The 25926-nt window shown below is 67.7% G+C and carries 24 protein-coding genes; 7 read left to right on the forward strand and 17 right to left on the reverse strand.

Annotation, left to right across the window (positions count from 1 at the left end; genetic code table 11):
• Positions 1-339 precede the first annotated feature (339 nt).
• Positions 340-552 carry a biotin/lipoyl-binding carrier protein gene (locus OIE13_RS00120; RefSeq protein ID WP_326644361.1) on the forward strand — a complete coding sequence of 71 codons (213 nt, stop codon included), beginning with the start codon at positions 340-342 and terminating at the stop codon, positions 550-552.
• Here the strand turns inward: OIE13_RS00120 and OIE13_RS00125 are convergent.
• Positions 542-940 carry a thioesterase family protein gene (locus OIE13_RS00125; RefSeq protein WP_326829367.1) on the reverse strand — a complete coding sequence of 133 codons (399 nt, stop codon included), beginning with the start codon at positions 938-940 and terminating at the stop codon, positions 542-544. The two genes, OIE13_RS00120 and OIE13_RS00125, sit on opposite strands and share 11 nt — an antisense overlap.
• On the opposite strand from OIE13_RS00125, the gene bsaP reads away from it, so the two are divergent.
• A complete protein-coding gene (gene bsaP / locus OIE13_RS00130; RefSeq protein WP_326829368.1) occupies positions 939-1148 on the forward strand; it encodes a biotin synthase auxiliary protein BsaP in 210 nt (69 codons plus the stop codon). The genes OIE13_RS00125 and bsaP overlap by 2 nt on opposite strands.
• Positions 1149-1518: 370 nt before the next feature.
• Entirely contained in the window at positions 1519-3180 is a 1662-nt protein-coding gene (locus tag OIE13_RS00135; RefSeq protein ID WP_326644354.1) for a serine/threonine-protein kinase, read from the forward strand.
• A 54-nt stretch (positions 3181-3234) separates the two neighbouring features.
• Here OIE13_RS00135 and OIE13_RS00140 read toward each other — a convergent pair whose 3' ends face one another.
• From OIE13_RS00140 to OIE13_RS00160, 5 genes are all read right to left on the reverse strand, one after another.
• Positions 3235-4887 carry an acetolactate synthase gene (locus OIE13_RS00140; protein ID WP_326829369.1) on the reverse strand — a complete coding sequence of 551 codons (1653 nt, stop codon included), beginning with the start codon at positions 4885-4887 and terminating at the stop codon, positions 3235-3237.
• A gap of 131 nt (positions 4888-5018) precedes the next feature.
• Positions 5019-6014, reverse strand: coding sequence for a biotin synthase BioB (bioB, locus tag OIE13_RS00145; RefSeq protein ID WP_326644351.1), 996 nt, complete (start codon positions 6012-6014; stop codon positions 5019-5021).
• A 106-nt stretch (positions 6015-6120) separates the two neighbouring features.
• Positions 6121-6843 carry a dethiobiotin synthase gene (gene bioD / locus OIE13_RS00150; protein WP_326829370.1) on the reverse strand — a complete coding sequence of 241 codons (723 nt, stop codon included), beginning with the start codon at positions 6841-6843 and terminating at the stop codon, positions 6121-6123.
• A 19-nt stretch (positions 6844-6862) separates the two neighbouring features.
• Positions 6863-7582: a GntR family transcriptional regulator gene (locus OIE13_RS00155; RefSeq protein WP_326644347.1), complete on the reverse strand. Its 720-nt coding sequence runs from the start codon at positions 7580-7582 to the stop codon at positions 6863-6865.
• Positions 7579-8739 (reverse strand): 8-amino-7-oxononanoate synthase, encoded by a 1161-nt coding sequence (locus OIE13_RS00160; RefSeq protein ID WP_326644344.1) that lies wholly within the window; start codon positions 8737-8739, stop codon positions 7579-7581. Before OIE13_RS00160 ends, OIE13_RS00155 begins: the two co-directional genes overlap by 4 nt.
• 68 nt (positions 8740-8807) lie before the next feature.
• Between OIE13_RS00160 and OIE13_RS00165 the strand changes: the two genes are divergently transcribed.
• On the forward strand, positions 8808-10271 hold the full coding sequence (locus tag OIE13_RS00165; RefSeq protein ID WP_326644342.1) for a sensor histidine kinase: 1464 nt from the start codon (positions 8808-8810) through the stop codon (positions 10269-10271).
• A gap of 166 nt (positions 10272-10437) precedes the next feature.
• On the opposite strand, the gene OIE13_RS00170 is transcribed toward OIE13_RS00165, so the two are convergent.
• Together OIE13_RS00170 and OIE13_RS00175 are read right to left on the reverse strand one after the other, a co-directional pair.
• Entirely contained in the window at positions 10438-10692 is a 255-nt protein-coding gene (locus OIE13_RS00170; RefSeq protein WP_326644341.1) for a WhiB family transcriptional regulator, read from the reverse strand.
• Between the two features lie 279 nt (positions 10693-10971).
• Positions 10972-11931: a diacylglycerol/lipid kinase family protein gene (locus OIE13_RS00175; RefSeq protein WP_326829371.1), complete on the reverse strand. Its 960-nt coding sequence runs from the start codon at positions 11929-11931 to the stop codon at positions 10972-10974.
• 114 nt (positions 11932-12045) lie between these two features.
• Between OIE13_RS00175 and OIE13_RS00180 the strand changes: the two genes are divergently transcribed.
• A complete protein-coding gene (locus OIE13_RS00180; RefSeq protein ID WP_326644338.1) occupies positions 12046-12429 on the forward strand; it encodes a hypothetical protein in 384 nt (127 codons plus the stop codon).
• Between the two features lie 135 nt (positions 12430-12564).
• On the opposite strand, the gene OIE13_RS00185 is transcribed toward OIE13_RS00180, so the two are convergent.
• The 3 genes from OIE13_RS00185 to sodN form a co-directional block, all read right to left on the reverse strand.
• Positions 12565-13344 (reverse strand): RNA polymerase sigma factor SigF, encoded by a 780-nt coding sequence (locus OIE13_RS00185; RefSeq protein ID WP_326644336.1) that lies wholly within the window; start codon positions 13342-13344, stop codon positions 12565-12567.
• A 17-nt stretch (positions 13345-13361) separates the two neighbouring features.
• A complete protein-coding gene (locus OIE13_RS00190; RefSeq protein ID WP_030924831.1) occupies positions 13362-13787 on the reverse strand; it encodes an anti-sigma factor in 426 nt (141 codons plus the stop codon).
• Positions 13788-14043: 256 nt separating this feature from the next.
• A complete protein-coding gene (sodN, locus tag OIE13_RS00195; RefSeq protein ID WP_326644334.1) occupies positions 14044-14445 on the reverse strand; it encodes a superoxide dismutase, Ni in 402 nt (133 codons plus the stop codon).
• 90 nt (positions 14446-14535) lie between these two features.
• Here sodN and OIE13_RS00200 point away from each other — a divergent pair, with 90 nt between their 5' ends.
• Positions 14536-14838, forward strand: a complete 303-nt coding sequence (locus OIE13_RS00200; RefSeq protein ID WP_030924827.1) for a S24 family peptidase — start codon at positions 14536-14538, stop codon at positions 14836-14838.
• Here OIE13_RS00200 and OIE13_RS00205 read toward each other — a convergent pair.
• Complete coding sequence (locus OIE13_RS00205; RefSeq protein WP_326644332.1) at positions 14808-15338, reverse strand: CGNR zinc finger domain-containing protein; 531 nt, start codon at positions 15336-15338, stop codon at positions 14808-14810. The genes OIE13_RS00200 and OIE13_RS00205 overlap by 31 nt on opposite strands.
• A gap of 274 nt (positions 15339-15612) precedes the next feature.
• On the opposite strand from OIE13_RS00205, the gene OIE13_RS00210 reads away from it, so the two are divergent.
• Positions 15613-16806 (forward strand): NAD(P)-dependent malic enzyme, encoded by a 1194-nt coding sequence (locus OIE13_RS00210; RefSeq protein ID WP_326644330.1) that lies wholly within the window; start codon positions 15613-15615, stop codon positions 16804-16806.
• Between the two features lie 392 nt (positions 16807-17198).
• On the opposite strand, the gene OIE13_RS00215 is transcribed toward OIE13_RS00210, so the two are convergent.
• From OIE13_RS00215 to OIE13_RS00235, 5 genes are all read right to left on the reverse strand, one after another.
• Positions 17199-18713, reverse strand: a complete 1515-nt coding sequence (locus OIE13_RS00215) for a hypothetical protein (RefSeq protein WP_326644328.1) — start codon at positions 18711-18713, stop codon at positions 17199-17201.
• An 810-nt stretch (positions 18714-19523) separates the two neighbouring features.
• The gene (locus OIE13_RS00220; RefSeq protein ID WP_326644328.1) at positions 19524-21038 is read right to left on the reverse strand and encodes a hypothetical protein; all 1515 of its coding nucleotides are present in this window, start codon (positions 21036-21038) and stop codon (positions 19524-19526) included.
• Positions 21039-21523: 485 nt separating this feature from the next.
• Positions 21524-22693 (reverse strand): trypsin-like serine peptidase, encoded by a 1170-nt coding sequence (locus tag OIE13_RS00225; protein WP_326644326.1) that lies wholly within the window; start codon positions 22691-22693, stop codon positions 21524-21526.
• Positions 22694-22833: 140 nt separating this feature from the next.
• Complete coding sequence (locus OIE13_RS00230; RefSeq protein ID WP_326644324.1) at positions 22834-24054, reverse strand: trypsin-like serine peptidase; 1221 nt, start codon at positions 24052-24054, stop codon at positions 22834-22836.
• Positions 24055-24260: 206 nt separating this feature from the next.
• Positions 24261-25820, reverse strand: a complete 1560-nt coding sequence (locus tag OIE13_RS00235) for a hypothetical protein (RefSeq protein WP_326644322.1) — start codon at positions 25818-25820, stop codon at positions 24261-24263.
• Positions 25821-25926: the final 106 nt, after the last annotated feature.

The raw sequence follows: 25926 nt of genomic DNA on the forward strand, positions 1-25926 counted from the left end.
ACGGGGTTCCTGCAGATCGCGTGCCGCGATCGGTGGTTTCGGGCGAACGGTTCCGCGCTCTGGAGCGCGCCCGGGAGGCTCTTGAGCTCTTGAGCGTACAGGAGGGTCTTGGAGTGTGCAGGAGGGTCTGGAGTGTGGCAGGAGGGTCTGGAGCGCGCCCGGGAGGCCGTGGCAAGCTTCTGGGGGAGGTCCGAAGAACAAACCTGTCGTTCTGCCTGGAGCCGCTGGAACGGCCGGAGTTCCTCGATGGAAAGTACGGCACAGGGCTGGTATCTCGTATGCGAGCATGATCAGCTCTGTCTGGCACAGTTGGAGAACGTTGAATGATGGGAGTTTCCGGTGGCTGAGATCCGCGCTGAGATGGTGGCGAATGTCTGGAAGATCCTCGTGGCCGAGGGTGACACCGTCGAGGACGGCGACACCCTGCTCATTCTTGAGTCGATGAAGATGGAGATCCCCGTCCTCACTGAGGACAGCGGCGTGATCGCCAAGTTGCAGGTCGCCGAGGGTGACGTCATCCAGGAGGGCGACCTGATCGCCGTCATCGAGTAGTTCCCCCTCCGGGGGTGAGGCGCGCGAGGAAGCGCTCGCGGTCGACGACGACGCGCTCGATCGTTCCGCTCGCGACGAGGGCCTCCCGGTCGCGGGCGGTGAAGCCGAAGACCAGGCGGCGGCCGTCGACCTCGGTGAGTTCGACGGCGACCTCGACGTGTGCGCCTACCGGGCTGGCCGCCAGGTGCTCCAGGGAGACCCGTGTGCCCACGGAGGTCTGGCCGGGGGCCAGAGCTCCCGCGACCGCCTGGAGGGTCGCCTGTTCCGCGAGGGCCAGCACGCGAGGGGTGGCCAGCACGGGGACGTCCCCGCTGCCGACCTTCGCCGCGGTGTCCTCTCTCTCCACCATGATGAGAAGCCGTGCCTGCAGACCGGGAGCGAGCGTCATGCGCGCCAGCATAGGGTCTGGTCTTGTGACCCCGTACTGTGACCACTGTGGCCGCCCGGAGGGCGAGGCCGACCACGCCGGGTGCCGGGCCGCTCGCGTGATGGAGCCGCCCCGTTACTGTGCCCGCTGCCGCCGCCGGATGGTGGTGCAGGTGACCCCCGGTGGCTGGTCCGCGCGCTGTGCCGAGCACGGTGTGACGAGCGGCTGACGGTGAGTACGGTGCGCCGGGCTTTTCCCTCGAATGTGGTTCGGTGGATATGAGCTGCTTTCGCCCCGGCTTACGCCTTATCTGCGTAGTCTTGTAGGGTTTACACGCTTTGCTGATGTGTCGCGGGTTGCCGTCGTGACATCCGGGTTGGCTGTTTCGAGCCTGCCTCCCGGGTCGCCCCGGACGCAGAGGCCTGCAAGGTGTATAAGTACGCCAAAAGTGCCGGATTTTGTGCGATGCTACGGCACGCGTCTTTTTTGCGAGCTATACGGCATGCAGGGTTTCGTTACAGCGCCGTGATGGTGCCGCGATGCGAATCCGCTTTGTTGGAGAGCTCTGGGGTAGGAGTGGAGAGGGTTACGGGGGAGTCATGGTGGCCCAAGGCACGACGCTGGCGGGGCGGTATCGCCTAAACACCCGCATCGGCGCCGGTGGTATGGGCGAGGTGTGGAAGGGCGAGGACATGGTCCTGGCCCGCACCGTCGCCGTCAAGGTGCTGCTCCCGGGCCGTACCGACGATCCGGGCTTCCTGGTTCGCTTCCAGGGCGAGGCCAGGGCGATGGCGACGATCAACCATCCCGGGGTCGTCGACGTGTACGACTACGGGGTTCACGAGGTACCCGGCGCGGGGGCTACGGCGTACCTGGTGATGAAGTTCGTCGACGGCGAGCCGCTCGACCGCCTGCTCGGGCGGCTGCGACGCATCGCCCCCGGGGCCGCGATGGACCTCATCTCCCAGGCGGCCTCGGCGCTGCAGGCGGTCCACGACCAGGGCATCGTCCATCGGGACATCAAGCCGGGCAACCTGCTGGTGCGGTCGGACGGCACCCTGGTGCTCACCGACTTCGGCATCGCCAGATCCGACACCGCCAGCCGGCTGACGGACGCGGGCATGGTGCTCGGCACCGCCGCCTACTGCGCGCCGGAGCAGGCGGAGGGCGCACCCGTCACGCCCGCCGTGGACATCTACGCGCTGGGCGTGGTGGCGTACGAGTGTCTGGCCGGGCAGCGCCCGTTCGACGGTGACACGCCGGTCACCATCGCGCTCAAGCACATCCGCGAGGCGCCGCCGCCGCTGCCGCCGGACGTCCCGCCCGCGGTCCGGGCGCTTGTGGAGCGCTCCCTCGCCAAGGATCCGGCCCGGCGCTTCCCCAGTGCCGCCGCCATGAGCGCCGCCGCCAGGCAGGCGGCCTTCGGCTCGGAGGATGCCACCGCGCTGTCGCCGCAGGCAGGGAACGTCCCGGAGACCGGATGGCAGGTGCAGGCACCCCAGCAGGGGCCGCAGGGACAGACCGGTTGGCAGGGCCAGGGGCCGGCCATGCCGCAGACGGGCGGCTGGCAGGACGCGGTGCAGCACCCCACCACGTCGGCGCACGGGGTGGGGCCGGTCACCGAGACGGTCTCGCAGCACCGCGGTCGCCGCGCCGCGCCGAAGCAGAGGCGCAAGGGAGGGGTGATCGCGGCGTCGGTGGCGGCGGGCGCGATATGCGTCGGCCTCGTCACGGTGGCGATCAACGGGCTGGCGGCCTCAGGCTCGGTCCCTGACCCCGACCTCATGGGGGGGCAAACGGTGCCCACCGTCAGCACGTCGCCGACGCCGCAGAAGCAGGGGAACCGCAAGTCGCGGACCCCCACTCCTACGGTGACCCGCCTGACCCCGGACGAGCGGCCCACGCCGACGGAAACCCAGGGCGACAGGCCGTCGTCCCCCACCCCGACGGCCACGAAGTCGCGGACCCCCACCCCGACTCCCACCCCGACTCCCACTCCCACCCCCACTTCGCTGCCGAAGAAGAGCGTTCCGGCCACCGTCGGGATGACGCCGGGGGCCGCGAGCGCGACGCTCAAGCAGGCGGGCTTCAAGGTGAAGCTCTCCTACAGTGCCGACGTCGACCACTCCCGGTGCGTCGGGGTGGTCGAGTCACGCCCCGGCGCGGGCACGATGTGGGATCCGGCCAAGCCGGTGGAGATCATCGCCGTCAACGTCGACTGCCCGCCCACGCCGACCCCCACGCCGACCCCCAAACCCTAGGCTCGCGAGGTAGCCGCCCCGGTCCCGCACGCGGGACCGGGGCGCGGGGCGTCTCTAGATGCCCGTGGTCTGGCGGGGGTAGGCCACCGAGGGGTCGGTGGCGATGTTGACCATGTAGGGCACACCGGAGTCGAACGCGCGGCGCAGGGCCGGGCCGATCTGCGAGGGGTCGGTGACGAGCTCGCCGCCGCCGCCGAGGGCGGTCACCACCTGGTCGTAGCGGCACTGCGGCTGGAGGTCCGCGGCCACGTCATAGCCGTAGAGCATCTGCATGGGGTGCTTCTCCAGACCCCACATGCCGTTGTTGCCGCAGATCATCACGACCGGCAGGCGGTGCCGCACGAGCGTGTCGACGTCCATCAGCGAGAAGCCGGCCGCGCCGTCGCCGAGCAGCAGCACCACCTGCGAGGAGGGGCGGGCCACCCGGGCGGCGATGGCGTAACCCAGGCCCGTGCCCAGGCAGCCGTACGGACCCGGGTCGAGCCAGTTTCCCGGCTGCCTCGGCTCGACGTACTTGCCCGCGTACGAGACGAAGTCGCCGCCGTCACCGATCACCACGGCGTCGTCGGCGAGGACCTTGCCCAGCTCGCCGTAGATCCGCATCGGGTGGATCGGGTCGGCCGCGGACTCCAGCAGGGCGGTGTCGGCGGCGACGGCGGCCGAGGCCGCCTCGGAGAGCCGGGTCACCCAGGGTGCGTAGGCCTTGGGAGACACGCCCGCTTCGGCACAGGCCATGCCGAGCCCCCAGAAGAGCAGCGAGAGGTCACCGGCGGCGGCGCCGACGGGGTCCATGTGCGTGGTCAGCTGCGACGGCGTGTCGGCCAGGTGCACGACCTTGGCGAGCGGGGTGCCGTCCTTGCCACCGAACCAGCCGTAGCCGAGGCGGAAGTCGATCGGGGTGCCGGCCACGATCACCAGGTCGGCCTGGGAGAACGCCATTCCCCTGGCCCGGGTGACCAGCAGTTCGTGGCCGGTGGGCAGGACGCCGCGGCCCTGGCCGTTGGGGATGACCGGCAGGCGGTACTCCTCGGCGAAGCTCCTGGCGACCTCCTCGGCGCGGTCCATCCACACGTCGGAGCCGAGCACCAGCACCGGGCGCCGGGCCTCGGCGATCAGACGGGCGATCGCGGCCAGCGCGTCGGGGTCGGGCTCCAGTGGCGACGGGGTCAGCGTCTCGGGGGCCCCTTCGAGCGGGGGTGCGGCCGAGAAGAGGTGGTCCATGTGGAAGTCGAGGAACACGGGGCCGCGGTGCGGGGCGAGGGCGGTACGGAAGGCCATCTCCACGTCCTGCGCGACGGAGTCGGGGCCCGAGCCGGTGAAGGCCAGCTTGGTGATCGGCGCGAACAGCGGTGGGTGGTCGATCTCCTGCAGCGCGCCCGACCCCCACCGAGACTGCGGGGCCCGGCCTCCCATGACCACGACGGGGGACCCGTTGAAGTGCGCGGTGGCCACCCCGCTGACGCCGTTGGTGATGCCGGGCCCCGCGGTGAGCACGGCCAGTCCGGGTTTGCGGGTAAGCCGCGCGGTCGCCTCGGCGGCGAAGACGGCACTTTGCTCGTGGCGGACGTCGAGGATGGACATCCCCTCGTGGACAGCCCCGTCGTAGAGCGGGAAGACATGCCCACCCGACAGGGTGAACATGGTCTCGATGCCGTATGCCTTGGAGACGGCGACCGCGATGTCACCTGCGTGCTTCGGAGACTCCATATCGCGCAACCTACCAGTCAGTCACTTAGCCGAACACGGATTGTTCTCCCTGCCCGGATCCCCTCGCCTGATGCGGGTGGCACATACGGCATCTGGCGGGAAACAGGCGACCGGCTTCGTCGGCGGGAGGCTCAGAGAGTGTCGGAGAGCGCCTTGATGGGCATCTTCAGGTCCGCCAGCAGGCCGAGGTCGGCCTCGGCCGTGCGGCCCAGGGTGGTCAGGTAGTTCCCCACGATGATCGCGTTGATGCCGCCGAGCATGCCGTCGCGGGTGCCCAGGTCGCCCAGAGTCAGCTCGCGGCCGCCCGCGTAACGCAGGATCGTGCGGGGTAGCGCGAGCCTGAAGGTGGCGATCGTCCGGAGTGCCTCGGCCCCCTCCAGCAGCGGGAAGGACTCGAAGGGCGTGCCGGGGCGCGGGTTGAGGAAGTTCAGCGGAACCTCGTCGGGTGCCAGCTCGCCGAGTTGCCCGGCGAACTCGGCCCGCTGCTCTCGCGTCTCGCCCATGCCCACGATGCCGCCGCAGCACAGTTCCATACCGGCCTCGCGCACCATCAGGCAGGTGTCCCAGCGCTCCTCCCAGGTGTGGGTGGTGACGACCTTCCCGAAGTGCGACCTCGCGGTCTCCAGGTTGTGGTTGTAGCGGTGCACGCCCATCTCGGCCAGCTCGTCGACCTGCGCCTGGGTGAGCATGCCCAGCGAGCACGCGACGTTGATGTCGACCGCCTCACGGATCGCCTTCACGCCCTGGCGGACCTGGTCCATCAGGCGCTGGTCGGGTCCTCTCACGGCGGCCACGATGCAGAACTCGGTGGCCCCGGTCGCGGCGGTCTCCCTGGCGGCCTCGACCAGTGAGGGGATGTCCAGCCAGACGGCGCGGACCGGTGAGGAGAACTGCCCCGATTGTGAGCAGAAGTGGCAGTCCTCGGGGCAGCCGCCGGTCTTGAGGGAGACGATCCCCTCGACCTCCACCTCGGGACCGCACCACTTCATCCGCACCTCGTGGGCCAGGGCCAGCAGCTCGGCCAGGCGGTCATCCGGCAGCTCCAGGCAGCGCAGGGCCTGTGCGGCGTCGAGACCGCGGCCCTCCTGCAGGACCTGCGTCCGGGCGATTTCAAGGATGTCGCTCATCAAATACCTCCGGTGTTGGAGATCCCGGGTGCCGACTCCGGGAAGATGGGGGATTCCCGGCTTCCACCGGGGGAGGGCGTCGAACGGTTCTGATCCGCGGCCGTGGCTACGGGGAAAGCCTAAGGGTGGTGCGGAAGGCGGCGGGGTCGAAGCCACCGCCCAGAGGCGGCCCCAGCCCCAGGTGGGCGGCGCGGGCGAAGGAGCCCCGCTCCAGCCGCCCGGCTCCCTCGGGCATGGCGCCCGCCAGTGGCCGGGCGGCCAGCATCTCCAGGTCCGCGACGTTGCTCCGCTCGGCGGGGCCGGGCTCGGCCGGCCAGGAGCCGATCACCACCCCGGCCGGCTCCAGCCCTCGGTGGGCCATCGCCTCCAGCGTCAGCGCGGTGTGGTTGAGCGTACCCAGCCCGGCTCTGGTCACCAGGAGCACCGGCGCCGAGAGCGTCCTGGCCAGATCGGCCAGGGTCGCCCCCTCCTCGTCGAAGCGGACGAGCAGCCCGCCCGCCCCCTCGACGATCACCAGCCGGTGCGAGCCGGCCAGCTCCCTGATCCGGTCCGCCACCAGCGAGAGGGAGACCGGCGGCAGGCCGGCCAGGCGCGCCGCCGCAGCGGGGGACAGCGCGGCGGGATACCTGGCCACCTCGAAGGTCGTCCGCACCCCGGACAGCCGGATGACGTCTTCCATGTCACCGGGCTCGGCACCGGAGACCCCGGTCTGCGCGGGCTTCACCACGGCCACGGAGGAGCCCCGCTCCCTGGCGAGCGAGGCCACCGCCGCGGTGACGACGGTCTTTCCCACCCCGGTGTCGGTCCCGGTGACCACGAGAATGCTCACCCGTCCCACCTTAGGTGGGTCAGGGGCGGCGCAGGCGGGTGACGAACTTGTAGCGGTCGCCCCGGTACAGGGACTGGGCCCACTCGACCGGGTTACCGTCCGCGTCGAAGGCGTGCCTGGTGAGCAGGAGCAGCGGCAGGCCCGCGTCGACGCCGAGCACCTGCGCGTCGTACGGGGTGGCCAGCACGGTCTCGATGATCTCCTCGGCGTCGGTCAGCCGCACGTTGTACGCGTTGTACAGCGTCTCGTACAGCGAGGAGTGCACCTCCAGCTCCCGCCGCAGGCGGGGGAAGCGCCGGGCCGACAGGTGGGTGGTGTCGATCGACATCGGCTCTCCGCTGGCCAGGCGCAGCCGGTGGATGCGCAGCACGCGGCCGCCGGCGTTGATGGCCAGGCGGCGGGCCAGCGGCTCATCGGCGGTGACGTAGCTGATGTCAAGGATCTTGGTGTCGGGTTCGAGGCCGACGGTCCGCAGGTCCCCGGTGTAGGAGGTCAGCTGGAGGACCTGGGCGACCTTGGGCTGTGCGACGAACGTCCCCTTGCCCTGGATGCGCACCAGGCGGCCCTCGACCACGAGCTCGGACAGGGCCTGGCGCACCGTGGTGCGCGACGTCTCGAAACGGACCGCGAGGGCTCGCTCGGGGGGCAGAGCGCTGCCCGCGGGCAGGCTCTTGGTGAGGGTGAGCAGGCTGCGCTTGACGTCGTAATATTTCGGGATTCTTGGGGAGTCGTCGCTCACATGGTCACCTTCATCTCGGCCACGGCGGTGAGTGCACCCCTGATCACCGCTAGATCGTCGGAACTCAGATTGGCCCGTGCCGTCAACCGCAGGCAAGAGCGGCCGACCGGTACCGAGGGCGGCCGGAAGCATCCGACGCGCACCCCGTGTTCCACACAGATGAGGGCGGCCCGAAGTGCGATCTCGGGTGGGCCGAGCACGACGGGGACGACCGCACCCGCTGGATCGCCGCTCTCCAGGCCGAGATCGCGGGCCACAGCGGCCAGCTCCCTCGCCATGGTTCGCACGCGTCCGGGCAGTTCGGGCTGATGGTGAAGGATATCGACAGCGGCGAGTGCCGCGGCCACGCTGCCGGGCGCCAGTCCGGTGTCGAAGATGAACGACCGGCCCGTGTCCACAAGGGTTTGGATCACCTCGGGCGCGCCCAGTACGGCTCCCCCCTGGGACCCCAGGGACTTGGACAATGTGATCGTTCTCACAATGTTCGGCTCGGCCGCCAGCCCCGCGGCGTGCACGGCGCCCTGTCCGCGGGGCCCGACGACCCCGATCGAGTGGGCCTCGTCGACGACCAGCAGCGCACCCTGCCGTACCGTCGCCGCGTGCAGCTCCGCGAGCGGGGCCAGATCGCCGTCCACGGAGAAGACCGCGTCCGTGACCACGATCGCGTGCGCCTCGTCCCGGTCGGCCAGTGCCTTCTCCACGGCCGTGACGTCCTTGTGCGGGGTGACCACGACCCGCGAGCGCGACAGCCGGCAGGCGTCCACTATCGACGCGTGGTTGCCCGTCTCGGAGACCACCAGGGCATCCCTGCCCAGGGCCGCGACGGCGGCCAGGTTGGCCAGGTAGCCGGAGGAGAACACCAGGGCGCCCTCCGCGCCGGTGAAGGCGCACAGGCGCGCCTCCAGGCGCGCGTGCAGGGCAGTGGAGCCGGTGACCAGGCGGGAACCCGTGGAGCCCGTGCCCCAGATGCGTGTCGCCGCCACGGCCGCCTCGGCCAGCCGCTCGTCCCTGGCCAGGCCGAGGTAGTCGTTGGAGGCCAGATCGATGAGGCCGTCGTCGTCCGGCGTGCGGGCGCGCAGGGTCCGCCGCAGCCCCGCGGCCTCCCTCGTGGCCGCTGCCGCACGGAACCGGATCAGCGGATCAGGAATCTGCTCCATAAGCGGCATCTTTTCAGCAGGACTCACCCGATTCGCGTTCGGGCCTGGAAAGAACGCATGATGCACGGGTGCCGACTCTAAGCGACCTGGCGGTCCGTCACACCGCGCTAGACGATGCGGACCTTGAGTGGATGCACTCGCTGGTCTCCGACTGGCAGCTCATCGCGGACCTGTCCTTTGCCGACCTGATCCTGTGGATCCCGCTGAAGGACGGCTCCGGCTGGATCGCGATCGCGCAGATGCGGCCCACCACGGGGCCGACCGTCTATCACGACGACATCGTGGGCATGACGGCGGCGAGGGGGGAACGGCCGCTTCTGGAGATCGCCTGGAACGAGCGACGTATCTGCCGTGAGGGCGATCCGGACTGGTCGAGCGGGGTGCCGGTCCGTGAGGAGACCATTCCCGTACGGCGGGCCGACCACTTCCTGGGCATCATTCAGCGCTCGACGAACCTGTCCTCCGCGCGGACTCCCTCCAGGCTGGAGCTGACGTACCTGCAGAGCGCCTCGGACCTGGCCCAGATGGTGGCCGAGGGCCGCTTCCCGTTCTCCGGCGCCGAGCCGATCCTGGTCCGCTCGCCGCGGGTGGGCGACGGGCTGCTCCGGCTTGACCGGGCGGGCCGGGTCACGTACGCCTCACCGAACGCGCTGTCCGCCTACCGGCGGCTGGGTCTCACCGCCGACCTGGTCGGCGCGGAGCTGGGCCGTACGACCGCCACGCTCTGTTACTCCGACGAGCCCATCAACGAGAACCTGATGATCGTCGCGAGCGGGCGAGAGCCCAGGGAGACGGAGGTGGAGTCGGGCGGCACCGTCGTGCAACTGCGGGCGATCCCGCTGATCGTCGGTGGCGGGAGGATCGGCGCGCTGGTGCTCATCAGGGATGTGACCGAGCTGCGCCGCCGCGAGCGAGAGCTGATGACCAAGGACGCCACCATCCGGGAGATCCACCATCGGGTGAAGAACAACCTGCAGACGGTGGCCGCGCTGCTTCGGCTCCAGGCCAGACGGCTGCAACTGCCGGAGGGCAGGGAGGCGCTGGAGGAGGCGGTGCGCAGGGTCGGGTCGATCGCGATCGTGCACGAGACGCTCTCTCATACGCCCGAGGAACAGGTCGACTTCGACGACATCGCCGATAGGGTGATCGCGATGACGGGAGAGGTCGCTGCCCCGGAGACGCAGGTCGTGCCGCGCCGAATCGGGACCTTCGGGGTGCTACGCTCGGAGATCGCGACGCCGCTGGCAATGGTCCTCACGGAGTTGCTGCAGAACGCGGTCCAGCACGGGCTGGCGCAGCGTCAGGGTAAGCTCCAGGTGATCGTGTCACGGGGGGCCGAGCGGCTGGACGTGATCGTGTCCGACAACGGCAGCGGGCTGCCAGAGGACTTCGACCTCGACCAGACCACCAGTCTGGGCCTGCAGATCGTGCGGACACTGGTGGTGAGCGAGCTGTCCGGGCGGCTGGCCATCGAACCGCGCCAGGGTGGTGGCACCGAGGTAAGCCTGAGCATTCCTCTCCCCGCGGCCTAAGCGACGGGGCAGAGGAAACGCATCACATCAAGACCTTCACTCAGGCCGCGCTGGGGACTGGACTGAGGAGAGCGGGGCGGGAGGAACGAGCGACCCCGCTCGGCGAGCGGAAGGGATTGGGGCTGAGCGGTCTCACCGCGACGCGTGGCGTCGCAGTCGACGCAGCTCAGGCGTTCGTGCGGGCGCGAGCTCGGGCCGTACGGCGCTTGAAGGCGCGTCGCTCGTCCTCGCTCAGGCCGCCCCAGACACCGGCGTCCTGCCCGGACTCCAGCGCCCACTTCAGGCATGCTTCACTGATGGTGCACGTACGACAGACCTGCTTCGCTTCTTCGATCTGCATCAGGGCGGGGCCGGTGTTGCCGATCGGGAAGAACAGCTCGGGGTCCACGTCACGGCAGGCAGCTCGGTGGCGCCAGTCCATGCGTCCACTCCTTAGTAAAGAGGAGCCCTTACGTGCTCCAGCGGTTCACTTTGTGAAGAGTTTCACTAATCAGCGCGAACGATTCCCCGATCCGTGGTTCGGGTCGGGGCATGTCCGCTTGATCGCCGATGGCCTGGGAGCGGGGTGCCGCTCAAAGGTCCTACGTTCCGACGTCAATCTCGAGATTGTCAGCCACGCTCAGTACACGCAAGAGGTTTGGGAGAACGTTTTGCCTGAAATGGATGTCGGATGCGTCACATGATGACGGCACGTAACGGGCTAGACCACTACTCGTAACGCATTGGGGATAGAATGGAATGTTATTCGCTCAACCTCCCCCAGGTAGTCCCCGTCCAGCTGAAACGCCACGGGCCGCCTGGCACTCAGCGTGAACTCTTTCTCGTCGTGGAGCTGCACCAGGTGACGACCGGTGGGAAGAGTGTCGCGGGCACCGATGATCTGGGGTATCAGCTGGAGCATGGCCGGCAGGCCCAGGCGCTGTAGACCCAGCAGGTCAAGGCCGGTCTCGAAGCTCGCCCACGGGGTCGGTGAGACCGGCCGCGGGCCGATGTACGTCCAGGGTGAGGTGTTGGAGACGACGGCTATGTAGATGCCGCCGGTCGGCGGCACCTCCGGGCCCTCGACGGTCATCGAGGGGTGACGCTTGTCCGTCGACAGGTAGTGGTGTAACGCGGTGTTCACGTAGCGCGCGGGCGTGGCCTTGCGACCGGTGCCCCGTATCCCCTCGACCGCCCTGATCACCTCGGCGTCGTACCCCAGGCCACTACAGAACGTGAAATATCTACTCTGGTCATCCCAGATCGCCTGGCCGAGGCCAACGATCCGCTGCCGGCCGTCACGGATCGCCTCCAGGATCGCCCCCACCGACTCGACCGGGCTGCTCGGCAGGCCAAGAGCCCTGACGAAGACGTTGGCACTGCCACCGGGGATGGCCAGCAGCGCCGGCCGATCGACCGCGCTGCCCTCGTCGCCGCCCTTTCCGTCCACCGGATCGAGCAGCCCGTTCACCGCCTCGTTGATGGTGCCGTCACCGCCGAGCACGGCCAGCACGTCGTAACCGGAGGCGTGGGCCTTGCGGGAGAGCTGCGTCGCGTGCCCCCGGTAGCGGGTCTCCTCGACGGTCAGGTTCATCGTCGCGCTCAGCGCCCTGATGAGCACGTCCCTGGTCCGCTGGTTGGTCGTCGTCGCCTTCGGATTCACCAGGAGCATCGCGCGCATAATCTCAGCGTATCCGCCGGAATCCAGGATTCCGCCGAAACCTGACCTTCCGCCGAAACCTGAGCCGAGGTGGCGAAGAACGGTGCGGCACCACCCGGCGATAGGGTTGGCCCCGTGTCGAACCGTCCGATGACTCTCACCGTCGCCGCCGCCGTCATGGCGGTGGAAGGCGCCACCGCTCTGCTCCTCGGCGGTTACGTCGGCGTGGAGACGGTGATCGGCCGGCCGTCCGACCTGATGACCTCGATCGCCGTCGCGGTGTTCGGGATCATCATCGGCGCGGCTCTGCTCTGGGTCGGCTGGGGCATGATCCAGGCCGAGCGATGGGCCCGGAGCCCGGGCGTGCTGACGCAGATCTTCGCCATCCCGGTCTCGGTCACGCTGATCCAGTCCGACCAGCTGGTGATCGGCATATCGCTGATCACCCTGGTAGTGATCGGACTGGTCACGCTCCTGTCTCCGCCGACGACGCACGCCCTCTACGGGGACCAGGAATAGCCCCTTGTCGCCTACCGCGGTCGGTCAGACGGTGCCTCGTCCGCGTTGCCGCCGGTCACCGCAGTACACCGGCTCCCTCCTCAGCCTCGCGAGGCACCGTCTGACCGATCCTCGCCAGGATCCGTCGGCTGGGGCCTAGTCGTCCACGGTCAGGCCCTCGCGGAGCTGGGCCAGGGTCCTGGCGAGCAGCCGGGACACGTGCATCTGCGAGATGCCGAGCTCGGTGGCGATCTGAGACTGTGTCATGTTGCCGAAGAAACGCAGCAGCAGGATCCGCTTCTCACGCGGCGGCAGTCGCTCCAGCAGGGGCTTGAGCGACTCGCGGTATTCGACACCCTCCAGGGAGTCGTCCACGATGCCGAGGGAGTCGGCCACCGCCGGCGCATCGTCGTCGCCGGAGTCGGGCGCGTCGAGGGAGACCGTGGAGTAGGCGTTGGCCGACTCCAGCCCTTCGAGCACCTCCTCCTCGGTCATCTTCAGGAACGTGGCCAGCTCGGCCACGGTCGGCGCGCGCCCCTCCCGCTGGGAGAGCTCGCTGATCGCCTTGGTGAGCGAGAGCTTCAGCTCCTGAAGCCGGCGCGGCACGCGGACCGCCCAGCCCTTGTCGCGGAAGTGGCGTTTGATCTCACCGACGATCGTCGGAGTGGCGTAGGTGGAGAACTCCACACCTCGGCCGAGATCGAATCGGTCGATTGACTTGATCAGCCCGATGGTCGCGACCTGTGTGAGGTCGTCCAGCCACTCGCCCCGGTTACGGAACCGTCGGGCGAGATATTCGACGAGGGGCAGGTGGAGCTCGACGAGCTCGTCACGGATGCGCTGGCGCCGGGGGTCGTCGGAGTTCAACTCCACCAGCTCCGCGAAGAGCAGGCGCGCACGCACCCGGTCGGGCACCGCGTGGTCGCTGGCGGCCATGGCACGAGTCCTTTCCGTCACGCCGGCCTCGCCGCGCCTCGGCGCTTGCGGAGGACGATCGCCATACGGTCGGGGGAGTCGGTTACGGCATCCACATCATCAGCCAGGGCGGTGAGCACCATCCACGCGAAATCGTCGCGCTTCGGGGGGGTGCTTCCCACCGTGCTGACCTCGACCCGCACCTTCATCAACTGCCCGGTGAGCTCGAACTCGGCGGTCAGATCGGTGCCGGGGACGGCCTGGGTCAGCAGCATCGCACACGCCTCGTCGACCGCGATCCGTAGATCCTCGATCTCGTCCAGCGTGAAGTCCAGCCGTACGGCAAGTGCGGCTGTCGCCGTACGCAGCACGGACAGATAAGCACTCGTTGCCGGCAGCCGGACGCTCACCACGTCACGGATCCCGCCCATGCCGACCGCGGGCGCCTCGGTGTGTTCGGTCACGTTCCTCCTCGCAGAGTCGCTGACTGCAACCTACAGCCCTGAGACGGTGGTTGGCCCATTTGGACTCGCGATCGGGGCGATTTGACTGTATTGATTGCGAAGCTAGCGCGTGTCGTTCCTATGGCGACGCTGCGCGTCGCGGTTCGGCCGCTCAGACCCGGCTCCCTCCCTCGTCGAGGGAGGTCGCTCGTTCCTCGCGACCTCCCTCTCCTCAGTCCAGTCGCCGACGCGTCCTCACGGGTTGATTGTGAGGATTTTAGGCGGCCTTGGTCTCCCAGAAAATCTTGGAGATCTCGTCGATCTTGCCGAGGAGCTCGTCGGCCTTGGCGACGTCGACGGTGCCCTTACCGCCGGCCGCGCCCGCGAGCTTGGTGGCCTCCCAGAACAGCTGGTGCAGCTGCGGGTAGGTCTCCAGGTGCGGGGGCTTGAAGTAGTCGGTCCACAGCACCCACAGGTGGTGCTTGACCAGTTCGGCCCGCTCCTCCTTGATGGTGAGCGCACGGGAGCGGAACACCGGGTCCTCGTTTCCGGCGTACTTCTCCATGATGGCCTTGACGGACTCGGCCTCGATGCGGGCCTGTGCCGGGTCGTACACGCCGCAGGGCAGGTCGCAGTGCGCCGACGCGATGTGCTTGGGGCGCATAAGTCGTGCGAGCATCGGAAATCCTTCCTTGATGCCATGTTCAGAATGGTCCGGTTAACGACCTTACTCGTCTCAGAATGTCCGTGCGGTAGGGGGTTGCGCTCGATGAGAGTACGTGTCGCGGGGGACTCGATGCTGCCCGCGCTGCGGTCCGGCGACTGGCTCTGGGTACGGCGCGGAGCGGTGGTGAGGCCCGGCGACCTGGTCGTCGCCCGGCTGCCGTCCGACCCCGCCGTGCTCATCGTCAAACGCGCGGTCTGGGAGGCGGACGGCGGCTGGTGGCTGGAGAGCGACAACCAGCGCGCTCCCGGCAGGCGCGACAGCTGGGACTTCGGCGCGCTGCCTCCGTCGTCGATCGTCGGCCGGGTGGTGCTGCGTTACTGGCCGACCTTCTGGCGGGCCCGGTAGGCGGCGACGTTGGCACGGCTGGCGCACCGCTCCGAGCAGTACCGGCGCGACCGGTTGGAGGAGGTGTCGAGGTAGGCCCTGCGGCAGGGCGGCGCCTGGCAGAGGCCGAGCCGGTCGACGCCGAGATCGGTGATCATGGTGGCGAGTCCCATCACCGCTCCCACGGCGTACTGGTCGGCCATCCGGCCGCCCTCGGTGAGGTGCAGATGCCAGCGCTCGCCGTCGTGCCCGGAGATCTGTGGCTGGACCGGGTGGTGGATCAGCAGCGAGTTGAGCCGGTCGACCACCGCCTCCTCGTCGCCCGCCTCGGCGGTCTCGAACACGACCATCAGCTCTTCGCGCAGGTCGCGCAGGGCTTCCAGGTCGCTCCTGGTGATGCGGCAGCCGGGCCGGTAGCGACCGCCCTCTTCCAGGAGCGTGCGCAGCCCTTCGAGACCGGTCAGCCGGTCGGGGCTGTTGATCAGTAGCACGGCCAGCTCAGCGTAGGAGGTCAGGTCCATCTGGGGATCCGTCAATGTAAGAGGTGGCATGGACTTCGAGTATTACACGGCGTGGCGAGGTTAACACCGGGACGACAAAAGTATGGGTACCTACCCGTGGCGCCAGTCTCAACATGTGGCACAATCGAGCAACGGGTGACCCCCGTACCCTCCAGACGACCGTACTCAGTGAGCAGGCCCCGAGCGGCTACAGAAGCCGGGGACAGGCTATCTACGGTTGTCTCAAGGAACTATCCGTCTGACTGACTGAAATACAGGGGTCGCTGTGGCCACCATGCCATCTTCCATCTCTCTCGAAGCACTCGAAGCCCTGGATCTGGATCCGGCCTTCGCCCTGCACCGTGGGGGCAAGCTGGAGGTTCGCTCCACAGTTCCGGTCCGCAACGCCGACGACCTGGCGCTCGCCTACACACCGGGTGTGGCCAGGATCTGCAGTGCGATCGCCGAGGAGCCCGAACTCGCCAAGGACTACACCTGGATCTCCAACGTGGTCGCCGTCGTCTCCGACGGCACCGCGGTGCTCGGTCTCGGAGATATCGGGCCTGCCGCCGCCATGCCGGTCATGGAGGGCAAGGCCCTGCTGTTCAAGCAGTTCGCGAATGTCGACGCGGTGCCCATCTGCCTCGACTGCACCGACGTGGACGAACTGGTCGAGACGGTCGTCCGGCTCGCCCCCTCCTTCGGGGGGATCAACCTCGAGGACATCAGTGCTCCCCGCTGTTTCGAGGTCGAGGCGCGTCTCCGTGAGATCCTCGACATCCCCGTCTTCCACGACGACCAGCACGGCACCGCGATCGTCGTGCTGGCCGCGCTGAAGAACGCTGCGCGGCTGACCGGCCGCTCGCTGGGCGATCTGCGGGCCGTGGTCGCCGGTGCCGGTGCCTCCGGGATCGCCGTCAGCCGGATCCTGCTCAACGCGGGCATCGGTGACATCGCGGTGGCCGACTCCAAGGGCATCATCCACGAGGGCCGCGACGGGCTCAACCCGGTGAAGGAGGCCCTGGCGCGCGACAGCAACAAGGCCGGCCTGCACGGTTCCACCGAGCAGGCGCTGGCCGGGGCCGACGTGTTCATCGGGCTGTCGGGCTCGACGGTCTCGGAGGGGGCCATCGCGTCGATGGCCTCAGGCTCGATCGTCTTCGCGCTGTCCAACCCGACGCCCGAGGTGCGGCCGGAGGTCGCGCGCAAGTACGCGCAGGTGGTCGCGACCGGTCGTTCCGACTTCCCCAACCAGATCAACAACGTGCTGGCCTTCCCCGGTGTCTTCCGAGGGGCGCTCGACGTCCGCGCCACCACGATCACCGAGAACATGAAGGTCGCCGCCGCCGAGGCGCTGGCCGGGGTGGTCGGGGACGACGATCTGTCGGCCGACTACGTGATCCCCAGCCCGTTCGACGAGCGTGTCGCCCCGGCGGTCATCGCCGCCGTCTCCGAGCAGGCTCGTGCCGACGGGGTCGCCCGCCTCTAGGCCGCACCCGCCACGATCATTCAGGTGCGGCGGCAGGCGAACTTTGCCACCCGGAAACCTGAGCACGACCACAACATGAGCACGACCACGCTCACCAGGCATCCAACCGTGAACGCCCCTCGCCCGACCGGCGGGGGGCGTTCACGGTTTCCGGGAACCCTGACATCCGTCGCGCGTCGTGTCGTGGGAAGAGCCCTTCGAAGGCCAGGGCGGCGTTGGACGAACGGGGTGGGTAGCCCTCCTGCCCTCGGCGCGGAAAGCCTTCACCGGTGAGAATCCGGTGGGAATGGCCGAAGGGGCCCGGCTGGTGCCGGACCCCTTCGGGTGAAGCTGGTGGAGCAGGTGAGCCTGGAGGTTTGGACGCTCAGGCTCGGGTGATCGTCGGTGAGCTACTACTTCTTGACGATCGAGCCGGACCACACGTTCGCGGCCTTGGTGTAGATGGCAGCGGTCTCACCGTCGAAGTACGGCGAGGTGATGAGGTCGTAGCGGCCGTTCTCGTCCTGGTCACCGAAGAGGCTGGTGACGCCGTTGACGTAGCCCAGACGCTTGGCGTTGCTGTACTTGGCGAGCCAGGGGCCACCGTCGGCGCCGGGGGTGAAGGAGCTCTTCAGACCGACGTGCTCTTCGGTCTTGGTCGCGGCCTGCACGTACTTCTGGGCGTTGGTCTTGCCGTAGGTCCACTTCGGCGTGACACCGGTGTAGGCCTTGTTGCCGTCGGGGTGCGCGTCGGCCGGGTAGCCGAACACGAACACCGTCTGCTGCGGCTTCTGGTTCCAGGTGAAGCCCTGGCCGCCGACGTTGTCACCCAGGCGACCGACGTCCTTGATGAAGCCGTCCACCACGTAGAAGACCGTCTTGAAGTACCCCTTGACGGAGGTCTCCTTGACGAAGTACTTCACGAAGTAGTGGGTGATGGTGTAGTTGCCCTTGTCGAGCTTGCGGTAGCCCGGGCCGGTGTAGGCGTCGTACTGCGCCTTGGTGACGTGCTCGACGGTGGTCTTCCAGGGAGCCTTGGCGCCGTTGAGCTTGCCGGTGGGGGCCTTGTCGTAGGCCTCCTTGGAAACCTCCTGGAACACCTTCACCGCGCCGGGGTAGTCCGGGCCGACCTGCTCGCTCAGCTTGTCGGTCTTGGCCCAGGCAGCAGCCGTCTCGCCACCGTGCAGGTCCACGGTCTTGTTGTACTCGGGCTCGGAGATCGGGACGTCCTTGGCGAACTTGGCGCCGTCGAAGGCCTTGTAGTCGCCCTCGCTGACTTCCTTGGCGGTGCCGCCGCCGATCTGGATGCCGCTGTACACGGTCACGAACGCGTAGTCGCGGTCGTAGTCCTCGTAGTTGGCGAAGTCGTAGTGCGTGTAGGCGGTCTTACCGACGTAGATGCCCCACGGGGTCTTGCCCTGGTAGTAGCCGGGGACGAAGACCCAGTTGTCCATGACGCTGGAGTCCTTGGCGTCGTCGTAGACGCAGTGACCGGCGGTGGAGACCAGGTTGCGGTACTTGCCCTGGATCGAGGTGGCGGAGCACCACTTCAGCTTGCTGTCCTCGTCGACGAAGAACACCTTGCCGATGGACTTCGGCAGGTTGATGTTCTTGACCTTCGCGACGGTCTTCTTCTCTTCGCCGATCGGGGCGACGATGCCGGGCTTGCCGTCGGCGACGTAGCCGCCACCGGCGTTCAGCTTCGGCGTGGCCTTGGTCTCCCAGGTGTAGGGAGTGGCCTTGGCCAGGTTGTTCGTGGTGCCGTTGACCTCGAGCCAGAACTTGGCGACGGCGACCGCGGACGGGGCGTCCTTGGCCATGGTGTCGTAGGCCCAGTCCGGGACGGCGTTGGCGGTGCCGGCCAGACCGGCGGCCAGCAGACCGGTGGCCAGAACGGCGCCACCGGCGGGGAGGAGGATGCGCTTCAAGGGAACTCCTTGGTCTGATGTGGAACGCTTCTTGCGTCCCATGCGTCAGTAAAGGGAATGCCAGAAACATACAGCGCCGATCTTGAACACCGGAAGCCGCTTTGGGATCAAAGGCAGCCTTGATCGCGTCGAGACCATTTCGTGATGTTTGAGCACCCTTGAGGTTGTTGCTGAGATCGAGGGGTGGGCGACGTGTTTGCGCAGATGGGCCTGGGTTTGGGGTGAAAGTGGCCGATGTGGCGTGAGAGGGTCGGCGCTTTCGGCAACCACCCTCATGTGATGTAGATCACATCGACTTGATGGCACCGATTTCGCCGTGGGCACGTCTAACGCCCTGTCGATTCGGGATCCGGGGCGAGGAGAGGCCGAACAGGACGCGGAGCGGGTGCCGGGAAACGGGGTGAAAGCCCTTCGGCGGCCTCTCGCGGAGGCATGATCCTTTCGCTGCCGGGCGCCGGCTGCGGGGGAGGGGACCCGGGGCGGAGATGTTCGACCTCGCCGGAGAACGCGTTGTGGCGTCGCGGAAGTGGGACGGTCACGCTCGCGGGTACGCGAGACGTCCGGTGGGGAAAGTGCACGAGATCCCCCGCGGTCGACGTCGTCGAGCTCCAGCCGGCTATGTCTCCAACACAAAGGGCCCGGCATCTGCCGGGCCCTTTGACATCTATGTGGAGCCGGTGGCCGCTTCCACGACCCCGGTGGGAATGGCCGAAGGGGCCCGGCTGGTGCCGGACCCCTTCGGGTGAAGCTGGTGGAGCAGGTGAGCCTGGAGGTTTGGACGCTCAGGCTCGGGTGATCGTCGGTGAGCTACTACTTCTTGACGATCGAGCCGGACCACACGTTCGCGGCCTTGGTGTAGATGGCAGCGGTCTCACCGTCGAAGTACGGCGAGGTGATGAGGTCGTAGCGGCCGTTCTCGTCCTGGTCACCGAAGAGGCTGGTGACGCCGTTGACGTAGCCCAGACGCTTGGCGTTGCTGTACTTGGCGAGCCAGGGGCCACCGTCGGCGCCGGGGGTGAAGGAGCTCTTCAGACCGACGTGCTCTTCGGTCTTGGTCGCGGCCTGCACGTACTTCTGGGCGTTGGTCTTGCCGTAGGTCCACTTCGGCGTGACACCGGTGTAGGCCTTGTTGCCGTCGGGGTGCGCGTCGGCCGGGTAGCCGAACACGAACACCGTCTGCTGCGGCTTCTGGTTCCAGGTGAAGCCCTGGCCGCCGACGTTGTCACCCAGGCGACCGACGTCCTTGATGAAGCCGTCCACCACGTAGAAGACCGTCTTGAAGTACCCCTTGACGGAGGTCTCCTTGACGAAGTACTTCACGAAGTAGTGGGTGATGGTGTAGTTGCCCTTGTCGAGCTTGCGGTAGCCCGGGCCGGTGTAGGCGTCGTACTGCGCCTTGGTGACGTGCTCGACGGTGGTCTTCCAGGGAGCCTTGGCGCCGTTGAGCTTGCCGGTGGGGGCCTTGTCGTAGGCCTCCTTGGAAACCTCCTGGAACACCTTCACCGCGCCGGGGTAGTCCGGGCCGACCTGCTCGCTCAGCTTGTCGGTCTTGGCCCAGGCAGCAGCCGTCTCGCCACCGTGCAGGTCCACGGTCTTGTTGTACTCGGGCTCGGAGATCGGGACGTCCTTGGCGAACTTGGCGCCGTCGAAGGCCTTGTAGTCGCCCTCGCTGACTTCCTTGGCGGTGCCGCCGCCGATCTGGATGCCGCTGTACACGGTCACGAACGCGTAGTCGCGGTCGTAGTCCTCGTAGTTGGCGAAGTCGTAGTGCGTGTAGGCGGTCTTACCGACGTAGATGCCCCACGGGGTCTTGCCCTGGTAGTAGCCGGGGACGAAGACCCAGTTGTCCATGACGCTGGAGTCCTTGGCGTCGTCGTAGACGCAGTGACCGGCGGTGGAGACCAGGTTGCGGTACTTGCCCTGGATCGAGGTGGCGGAGCACCACTTCAGCTTGCTGTCCTCGTCGACGAAGAACACCTTGCCGATGGACTTCGGCAGGTTGATGTTCTTGACCTTCGCGACGGTCTTCTTCTCTTCGCCGATCGGGGCGACGATGCCGGGCTTGCCGTCGGCGACGTAGCCGCCACCGGCGTTCAGCTTCGGCGTGGCCTTGGTCTCCCAGGTGTAGGGAGTGGCCTTGGCCAGGTTGTTCGTGGTGCCGTTGACCTCGAGCCAGAACTTGGCGACGGCGACCGCGGACGGGGCGTCCTTGGCCATGGTGTCGTAGGCCCAGTCCGGGACGGCGTTGGCGGTGCCGGCCAGACCGGCGGCCAGCAGACCGGTGGCCAGAACGGCGCCACCGGCGGGGAGGAGGATGCGCTTCAAGGGAACTCCTTGGTCTGATGTGGAACGCTTCTTGCGTCCCATGCGTCAGTAAAGGGAATGCCAGAAACATACAGCGCCGATCTTGAACACCGGAAGCCGCTTTGAGGGGGAAGTAGCGGGCCTGGAGTGTCGAGACCGCTTTGTGATGTTTGAGTGGCTCCAATGTCGACGCTGTAACCAAAACTTGCTCAAGGTGTTTGCGCAGCTAGACATGATGTTGGGATGAAAGTGGCAGATGTGGCGTGAGTGCCCGCTTACTGTGAGCCACCATGTCTATGTGATGTAGATCACATCAAGTTGATGGCACCGATTCCGCCGCGGGCACGTCTAACGCCCCCCTCAAGGTCCGATCCGGCTTTCGCGCCACCTCGCAGCCCGGCTTCCGCCCCCCCGAATCGGGCCATTCCCGCCCCGGAAACGGGTGCGGGACCCGGCGCGTGGCGCCGGGTCCCGCTGGTGGGTCAGGAACTTCGAAGGTGCGCGAGCTACTTGTAGAGCTCGCCGTTCGGACCGACGATCCTGCCGGACCACACGTTGGCGGCCTTGCGGTAGATATCGGCGGTCTCACCGTCGAAGTACGGCGAGGTGATCAGGTCGTAGCGGTCGTTCTGGTCCTGGTCGCCGAAGAGGCTGGTGACACCGTTGACGTAGCCCAGGCGCCTGGCGCTGCTGTACCGCGTCAACCACGGCCCGCCGTCGGCGCCGGGAGTGAAGGCGCCCTTGAGGCCGACGTGCTCCTCGACCTTCTCCGCCGCGGAGACGTACTCCTTGCCCGACGTCTTGCCGTACAGGTACTTGGGGGTCACCCCGCTGTAGGGCCTGTCGCCGTCGGGGTGCGGGGCGGCGGGGTAGCCGAAGACGTAGACGGGCTTGCCGGTCCTCTGGTTCCAGGTGAAGCCCTGGCCGCCGACGTTGTCACCGAGGCGGCCGACATCCTTGGAGAGCAGGATGTAGTAGTGCGAGCCGCGCGACCACTTGGGGCCGCTGAATCCGCTGTACTCGGCCTTGGTGACCTGCTTGACGCCGTTGAAGGCGACTCCGTTGTAGACCGTGACGAAGGCGTAGTCCTTGTCGTAGTCCTCGTAGTTGGCGAAGTCGTAGTGCGTCCACGCCGACTTGCCGACGTAGATGCCCCACGGGGTCTTGCCCTGGTAGTAGCCGGGGACGAAGACCCACTTGTCGAGGGTGTCGCTGTTGCTGCCGGGGTCGTAGACGCAGTGGCCGGCCGTGGCGACCAGGTTGCGGTACTTGCCCTGGATCGAGGTGGCCGAGCACCACCGGTACTGCCCGTTGACGACGAAGAACACCTTGCCGATGGTCTTGGGCAGGTTGACGTTCTTGGCGAGCGACGGGGTGGGCTTCTGCGAACCGGTCGGGCCGACGCTGCCGGGACTGCCGTCGGAGGAGAAACCACCACCGACCTTCATCTTCGGGGCACCGGGATCCGCGTTGTAGACGGTCGCCCTCTTGAGGGCGGCGAAGTTCGAGGCGGCCCAGAAGTTGATGACCGAGACCGCCGAGGAGTTGTTCCCGGCCATCGGATCGGTCGCCCAGTCAGGGGCCGCCTGGGCAGTGCCGACCAGGGGGCCGACCAGGGTGGTGGCCAGCAGGGCGGCGGCGGCTGCGGCGCCACCGAGGGGAAGAGAGTGCTTCAAAAGACGAGCTCCTTGCGCTGCAACGTTCCCGGACGTCCGGGAACTGCGGGACGACAAGCTACGAACCTATGCGGGGATCGCCGGACCAGACGCCGCCTAAACCTCTCTTAAACCTCTCTTAAGCCTCTCTTAAGGTGGCTTTATGGTCGGGGCGCCTGCTGAGTGGCCGCCCAGTGGTAGGCGACGTAGGTCGACGCGATGAAGTACGGGGAGGAGATCCTGTCGTACCTGCGGTCGGTGTCTGTGTCCCAGGCGAAGCTGTTGACGCCGTTGAGGTAGCCGAGCGCGGTCCTGTTGTCGTAGGAGATCAGCCAGGGGCCGCCGCTCGCACCGGTGGTGAACTCGCAGGTCAGAGCGATGCCCTGCTCGACCAGGCGTGCGGGGGCCTTCACCCTGATGGTGCGCCCGTCGCACGACTTGAGCCTCTGACCGTCGTAGGGCCTGCTGCCGTCGGGGTGTGGGGCGGAGGGGTAGCCGAAGGCGAGGGTGAACAGGCCGGTGCCTCGGTTGGTCGCCAGGCCCTGCCCGCCGACGTTGTCCTCCAGGCTTCCGACACCCTCCATCTCGTAGGTGCCGGCGGTCTTGCCCGCCTTCCACCTGAAGCCGTCGTGCACGGTGACGAACGCGTAGTCGTAGTCGTAGTCACCCCTGCCGACGAAGTCCTCGTGCAGGTTGAGCGAGTGACCGACGTAGATCCCGTACGGGGTGTTGCCCTTGTCGTAGCCGGGGATGAAGATCCAGTACTCGGCCTGACTGCCCGTCTTGGCGTCGTAGGCGCAGTGCCCGGCCGTCGCGACCAGGTTGCGGTTGGCCGCCGCCACCGAGGAGGCGGAGCACCAGTAGTCCTTGTCGCCGATGCGGAAGAACACCTTGCCGACGGTCAGCGGGGAGCCGCCGGAGCCCGGAGCCCGCTTCTTCGGGAGGGTGGGCCTGACGAGCGGTGCGGTCCCCCCGGGCTTGGCGGCGCTCTTCCCGCTACTGGTCGCGGCGGTGGCCTTCTCGGTCCTGGTCGTCGCGCCGCCTGCCTCCCCGGCGGCGGCGGCCGTGGCACTTCCGGTGGTGGCGCTTCCGGCGCTGGGGGACGGCGAGGTGGTGGTGCCGGATTTTCCCCCGGGGGTCGCGGGCACCCCGGGTGTCGCCGGCCCGTTGTCCATGGCCTGCTTGAGCCTGGCCGGGCTCCAGTACTCCGCGATCCGCCGCATGTCGGCGACGCTCTTGGTCAGGGGGATCGAGGTGATGCCGCTGGGCACCCCGTTCAGTGGACCCGCCGCGGCGCTCCCGGCGAATGCCGACGTCATGGTCACGCAGGCGGCGACCAGCGCCCCAAGTGTGGCCGTGAGCCGCCGTACGCGGGAGGACATGCGGGGATTCCTTTCGGGGGTCAGGGGGCTACTACAGGCGCAAGGGGTGATTTTTCCAGATCAACTTGGTTTTGGGCAGTTCGTTGGACCGATCCGCTCCTACTCCGTTATCAGATCAGTGTGCCCAAGGGTGTATAAGCACCCTGTGAAGGTACGGGAAGGGCCCGGTGTGCACCGGGCCCTTCCTGTCTCACGGAGACCGCGTTCTAGGCCGGGAGCTTTCCGGTCCAGAGGTTGGCCGCGTGCTTGTAGATGCCGTACGTCTCACCGTTGAAGTACGGGGTGGTGACGCGGTCGTAGCGGTTGTTCTTGTCGCTGTCGACGGTCAGGCTCACGACGCCGTTGAGGTAGCCGGTCCGCTTGCTGTTCTTGTACTGCAGCAGGAAGGGGCCGCCGCTGGCGCCGGGGGTGAAGGCGCACTTGATCGCCTGGTGCTCCTCGGCCTTGTAGGCCGGGACGACGGGCGCGGCGACGGTCGTGCCGTAGCACCACTTCTGGGTGTGACCGGAGTACGGCTTGTCGCCGTCCAGGTGGGCCGAGGTCGGGTAGCCGAACGTGAAGACCTTCTTGCCCAGCTTCTGGTTCCAGCTGAAGCCCTGGCCGCCGACGTTGTCACCGAGGCGACCGGCGTCGGCCACCGCCGAGATGTAGTGGCGGAAGATCACGTACTTCACCGACGCGGTCTTCTTGATGTACTTCACCAGGTAGTAGTACGTGATGGTGTAGTTGCCCCTGTTGTCGATCTTCCGGTAGCCCGGACCCTTGTAGGCGTCGTACTCGGTCTTGGTGACGTTCTCGACACGGATCTCGAGCTTGGAGCCGGCCTTGGGCCAGTCGCCCTGCGGCAGCTCCTTGTTCTTGAGCGTGACCTTGTCGTTCTTCAGGCCGTAGACCTCGCCGGTGACCTTCTCCCAGGCCCACTTGTCCGTCTCCGCTGCGACGGCGAGGGCCCCCTTGTACTGGGGGCCGACCTCGTCCTCGGAGGAGATGTTCTCGACCTTGCCCAGGCCGCCCTTCTGGGTCCACCTGTCGTAGGTCTCGAAGTCGACGGTGCCGGCGGCCTCGCGGCCCACCCCGCCCTTGTCGACGTGCGCCTTGAAGGTCTTGTAGTCGACCTCCTTCTCCGGCTGCTGCTTGATGCCGTTGTAGACGTTGACGAAGGCGTAGTCGTAGTCGTAGTCCTCGTAGACCGTGAAGTCGTCGTGGGTGTTGACCTTGGCGCCGACGTAAATGCCCCAGGGAGCCTTGCCCTGGTAGTAGCCGGGGATGAACACGAAGTTGTCGAACGGCTTGTTCGTGTCGGTGTCGTAGACGCAGTGGCCGGCGGTGGCGACCAGGTTGCGGTACTTCGACTGCACGGAGCTGCCGGAGCACCAGCGCTCCTGCCCCTTGTTGTCGACGAAGAAGACCTTGCCGACGGTGATCGGAAGGTTCACGTTCCGCGACCGGCCGGCGGACTTGCCGCCCTCGCCGGTGGGGGCGACGACGCCGGGCTTGCCGTCGGCGGCGGCCCTGGCGGCGCCGGTCTTGGTCAGCTTCGCCGAGACGGTGGAGTCGGAGAGGTAGGTCTTCGCCGACTTCAGCTTCGAGGCGGTCCAGTAGCCCGCGATGGCCTTCGCGTTACCGGAGGGGGTGAGCGCCGCCGACTTGATGTCGGGGGCGGCGGTGCTCGCCTGGGCGGTGGCGGGGAGGGAGGCGCCGATCATCGCGGCTGCCGCAAGGGCGCCGCCGAGGGGAAGGACGAGGCGCTTGGCTCGGGGGTTCAATGAAGCTCCTTCTTTGTCATGGATCGCTCGGGACGCAATCCACGCATGCGTAAAGAGACAAGAGGTGACCGTACTCGGCAAAGATGGGGTAAAGGGCTACAAAACA

The organism is Streptosporangium sp. NBC_01810 (assembly GCF_035917355.1).
Taxonomy (GTDB): Bacteria; Actinomycetota; Actinomycetes; order Streptosporangiales; family Streptosporangiaceae; genus Streptosporangium.

Bases quoted from the DNA above. Each gene is read 5' to 3' on its own strand.
- bsaP (WP_326829368.1), top strand. From the start codon at position 939: ATGCGCGCCAGCATAGGGTCTGGTCTTGTGACCCCGTACTGTGACCAC.
- OIE13_RS00125 (WP_326829367.1), bottom strand. From the start codon at position 940: ATGACGCTCGCTCCCGGTCTGCAGGCACGGCTTCTCATCATGGTGGAG.
- OIE13_RS00135 (WP_326644354.1), top strand. From the start codon at position 1,519: ATGGTGGCCCAAGGCACGACGCTGGCGGGGCGGTATCGCCTAAACACC.
- OIE13_RS00140 (WP_326829369.1), bottom strand. From the start codon at position 4,887: ATGGAGTCTCCGAAGCACGCAGGTGACATCGCGGTCGCCGTCTCCAAG.
- bioB (WP_326644351.1), bottom strand. From the start codon at position 6,014: ATGAGCGACATCCTTGAAATCGCCCGGACGCAGGTCCTGCAGGAGGGC.
- OIE13_RS00160 (WP_326644344.1), bottom strand. From the start codon at position 8,739: ATGGAGCAGATTCCTGATCCGCTGATCCGGTTCCGTGCGGCAGCGGCC.
- OIE13_RS00170 (WP_326644341.1), bottom strand. From the start codon at position 10,692: ATGGACTGGCGCCACCGAGCTGCCTGCCGTGACGTGGACCCCGAGCTG.
- OIE13_RS00175 (WP_326829371.1), bottom strand. From the start codon at position 11,931: ATGCGCGCGATGCTCCTGGTGAATCCGAAGGCGACGACGACCAACCAG.
- OIE13_RS00185 (WP_326644336.1), bottom strand. From the start codon at position 13,344: ATGGCCGCCAGCGACCACGCGGTGCCCGACCGGGTGCGTGCGCGCCTG.
- sodN (WP_326644334.1), bottom strand. From the start codon at position 14,445: ATGCTCGCACGACTTATGCGCCCCAAGCACATCGCGTCGGCGCACTGC.
- OIE13_RS00200 (WP_030924827.1), top strand. From the start codon at position 14,536: ATGAGAGTACGTGTCGCGGGGGACTCGATGCTGCCCGCGCTGCGGTCC.
- OIE13_RS00205 (WP_326644332.1), bottom strand. From the start codon at position 15,338: ATGGACCTGACCTCCTACGCTGAGCTGGCCGTGCTACTGATCAACAGC.
- OIE13_RS00210 (WP_326644330.1), top strand. From the start codon at position 15,613: ATGCCATCTTCCATCTCTCTCGAAGCACTCGAAGCCCTGGATCTGGAT.
- OIE13_RS00230 (WP_326644324.1), bottom strand. From the start codon at position 24,054: ATGTCCTCCCGCGTACGGCGGCTCACGGCCACACTTGGGGCGCTGGTC.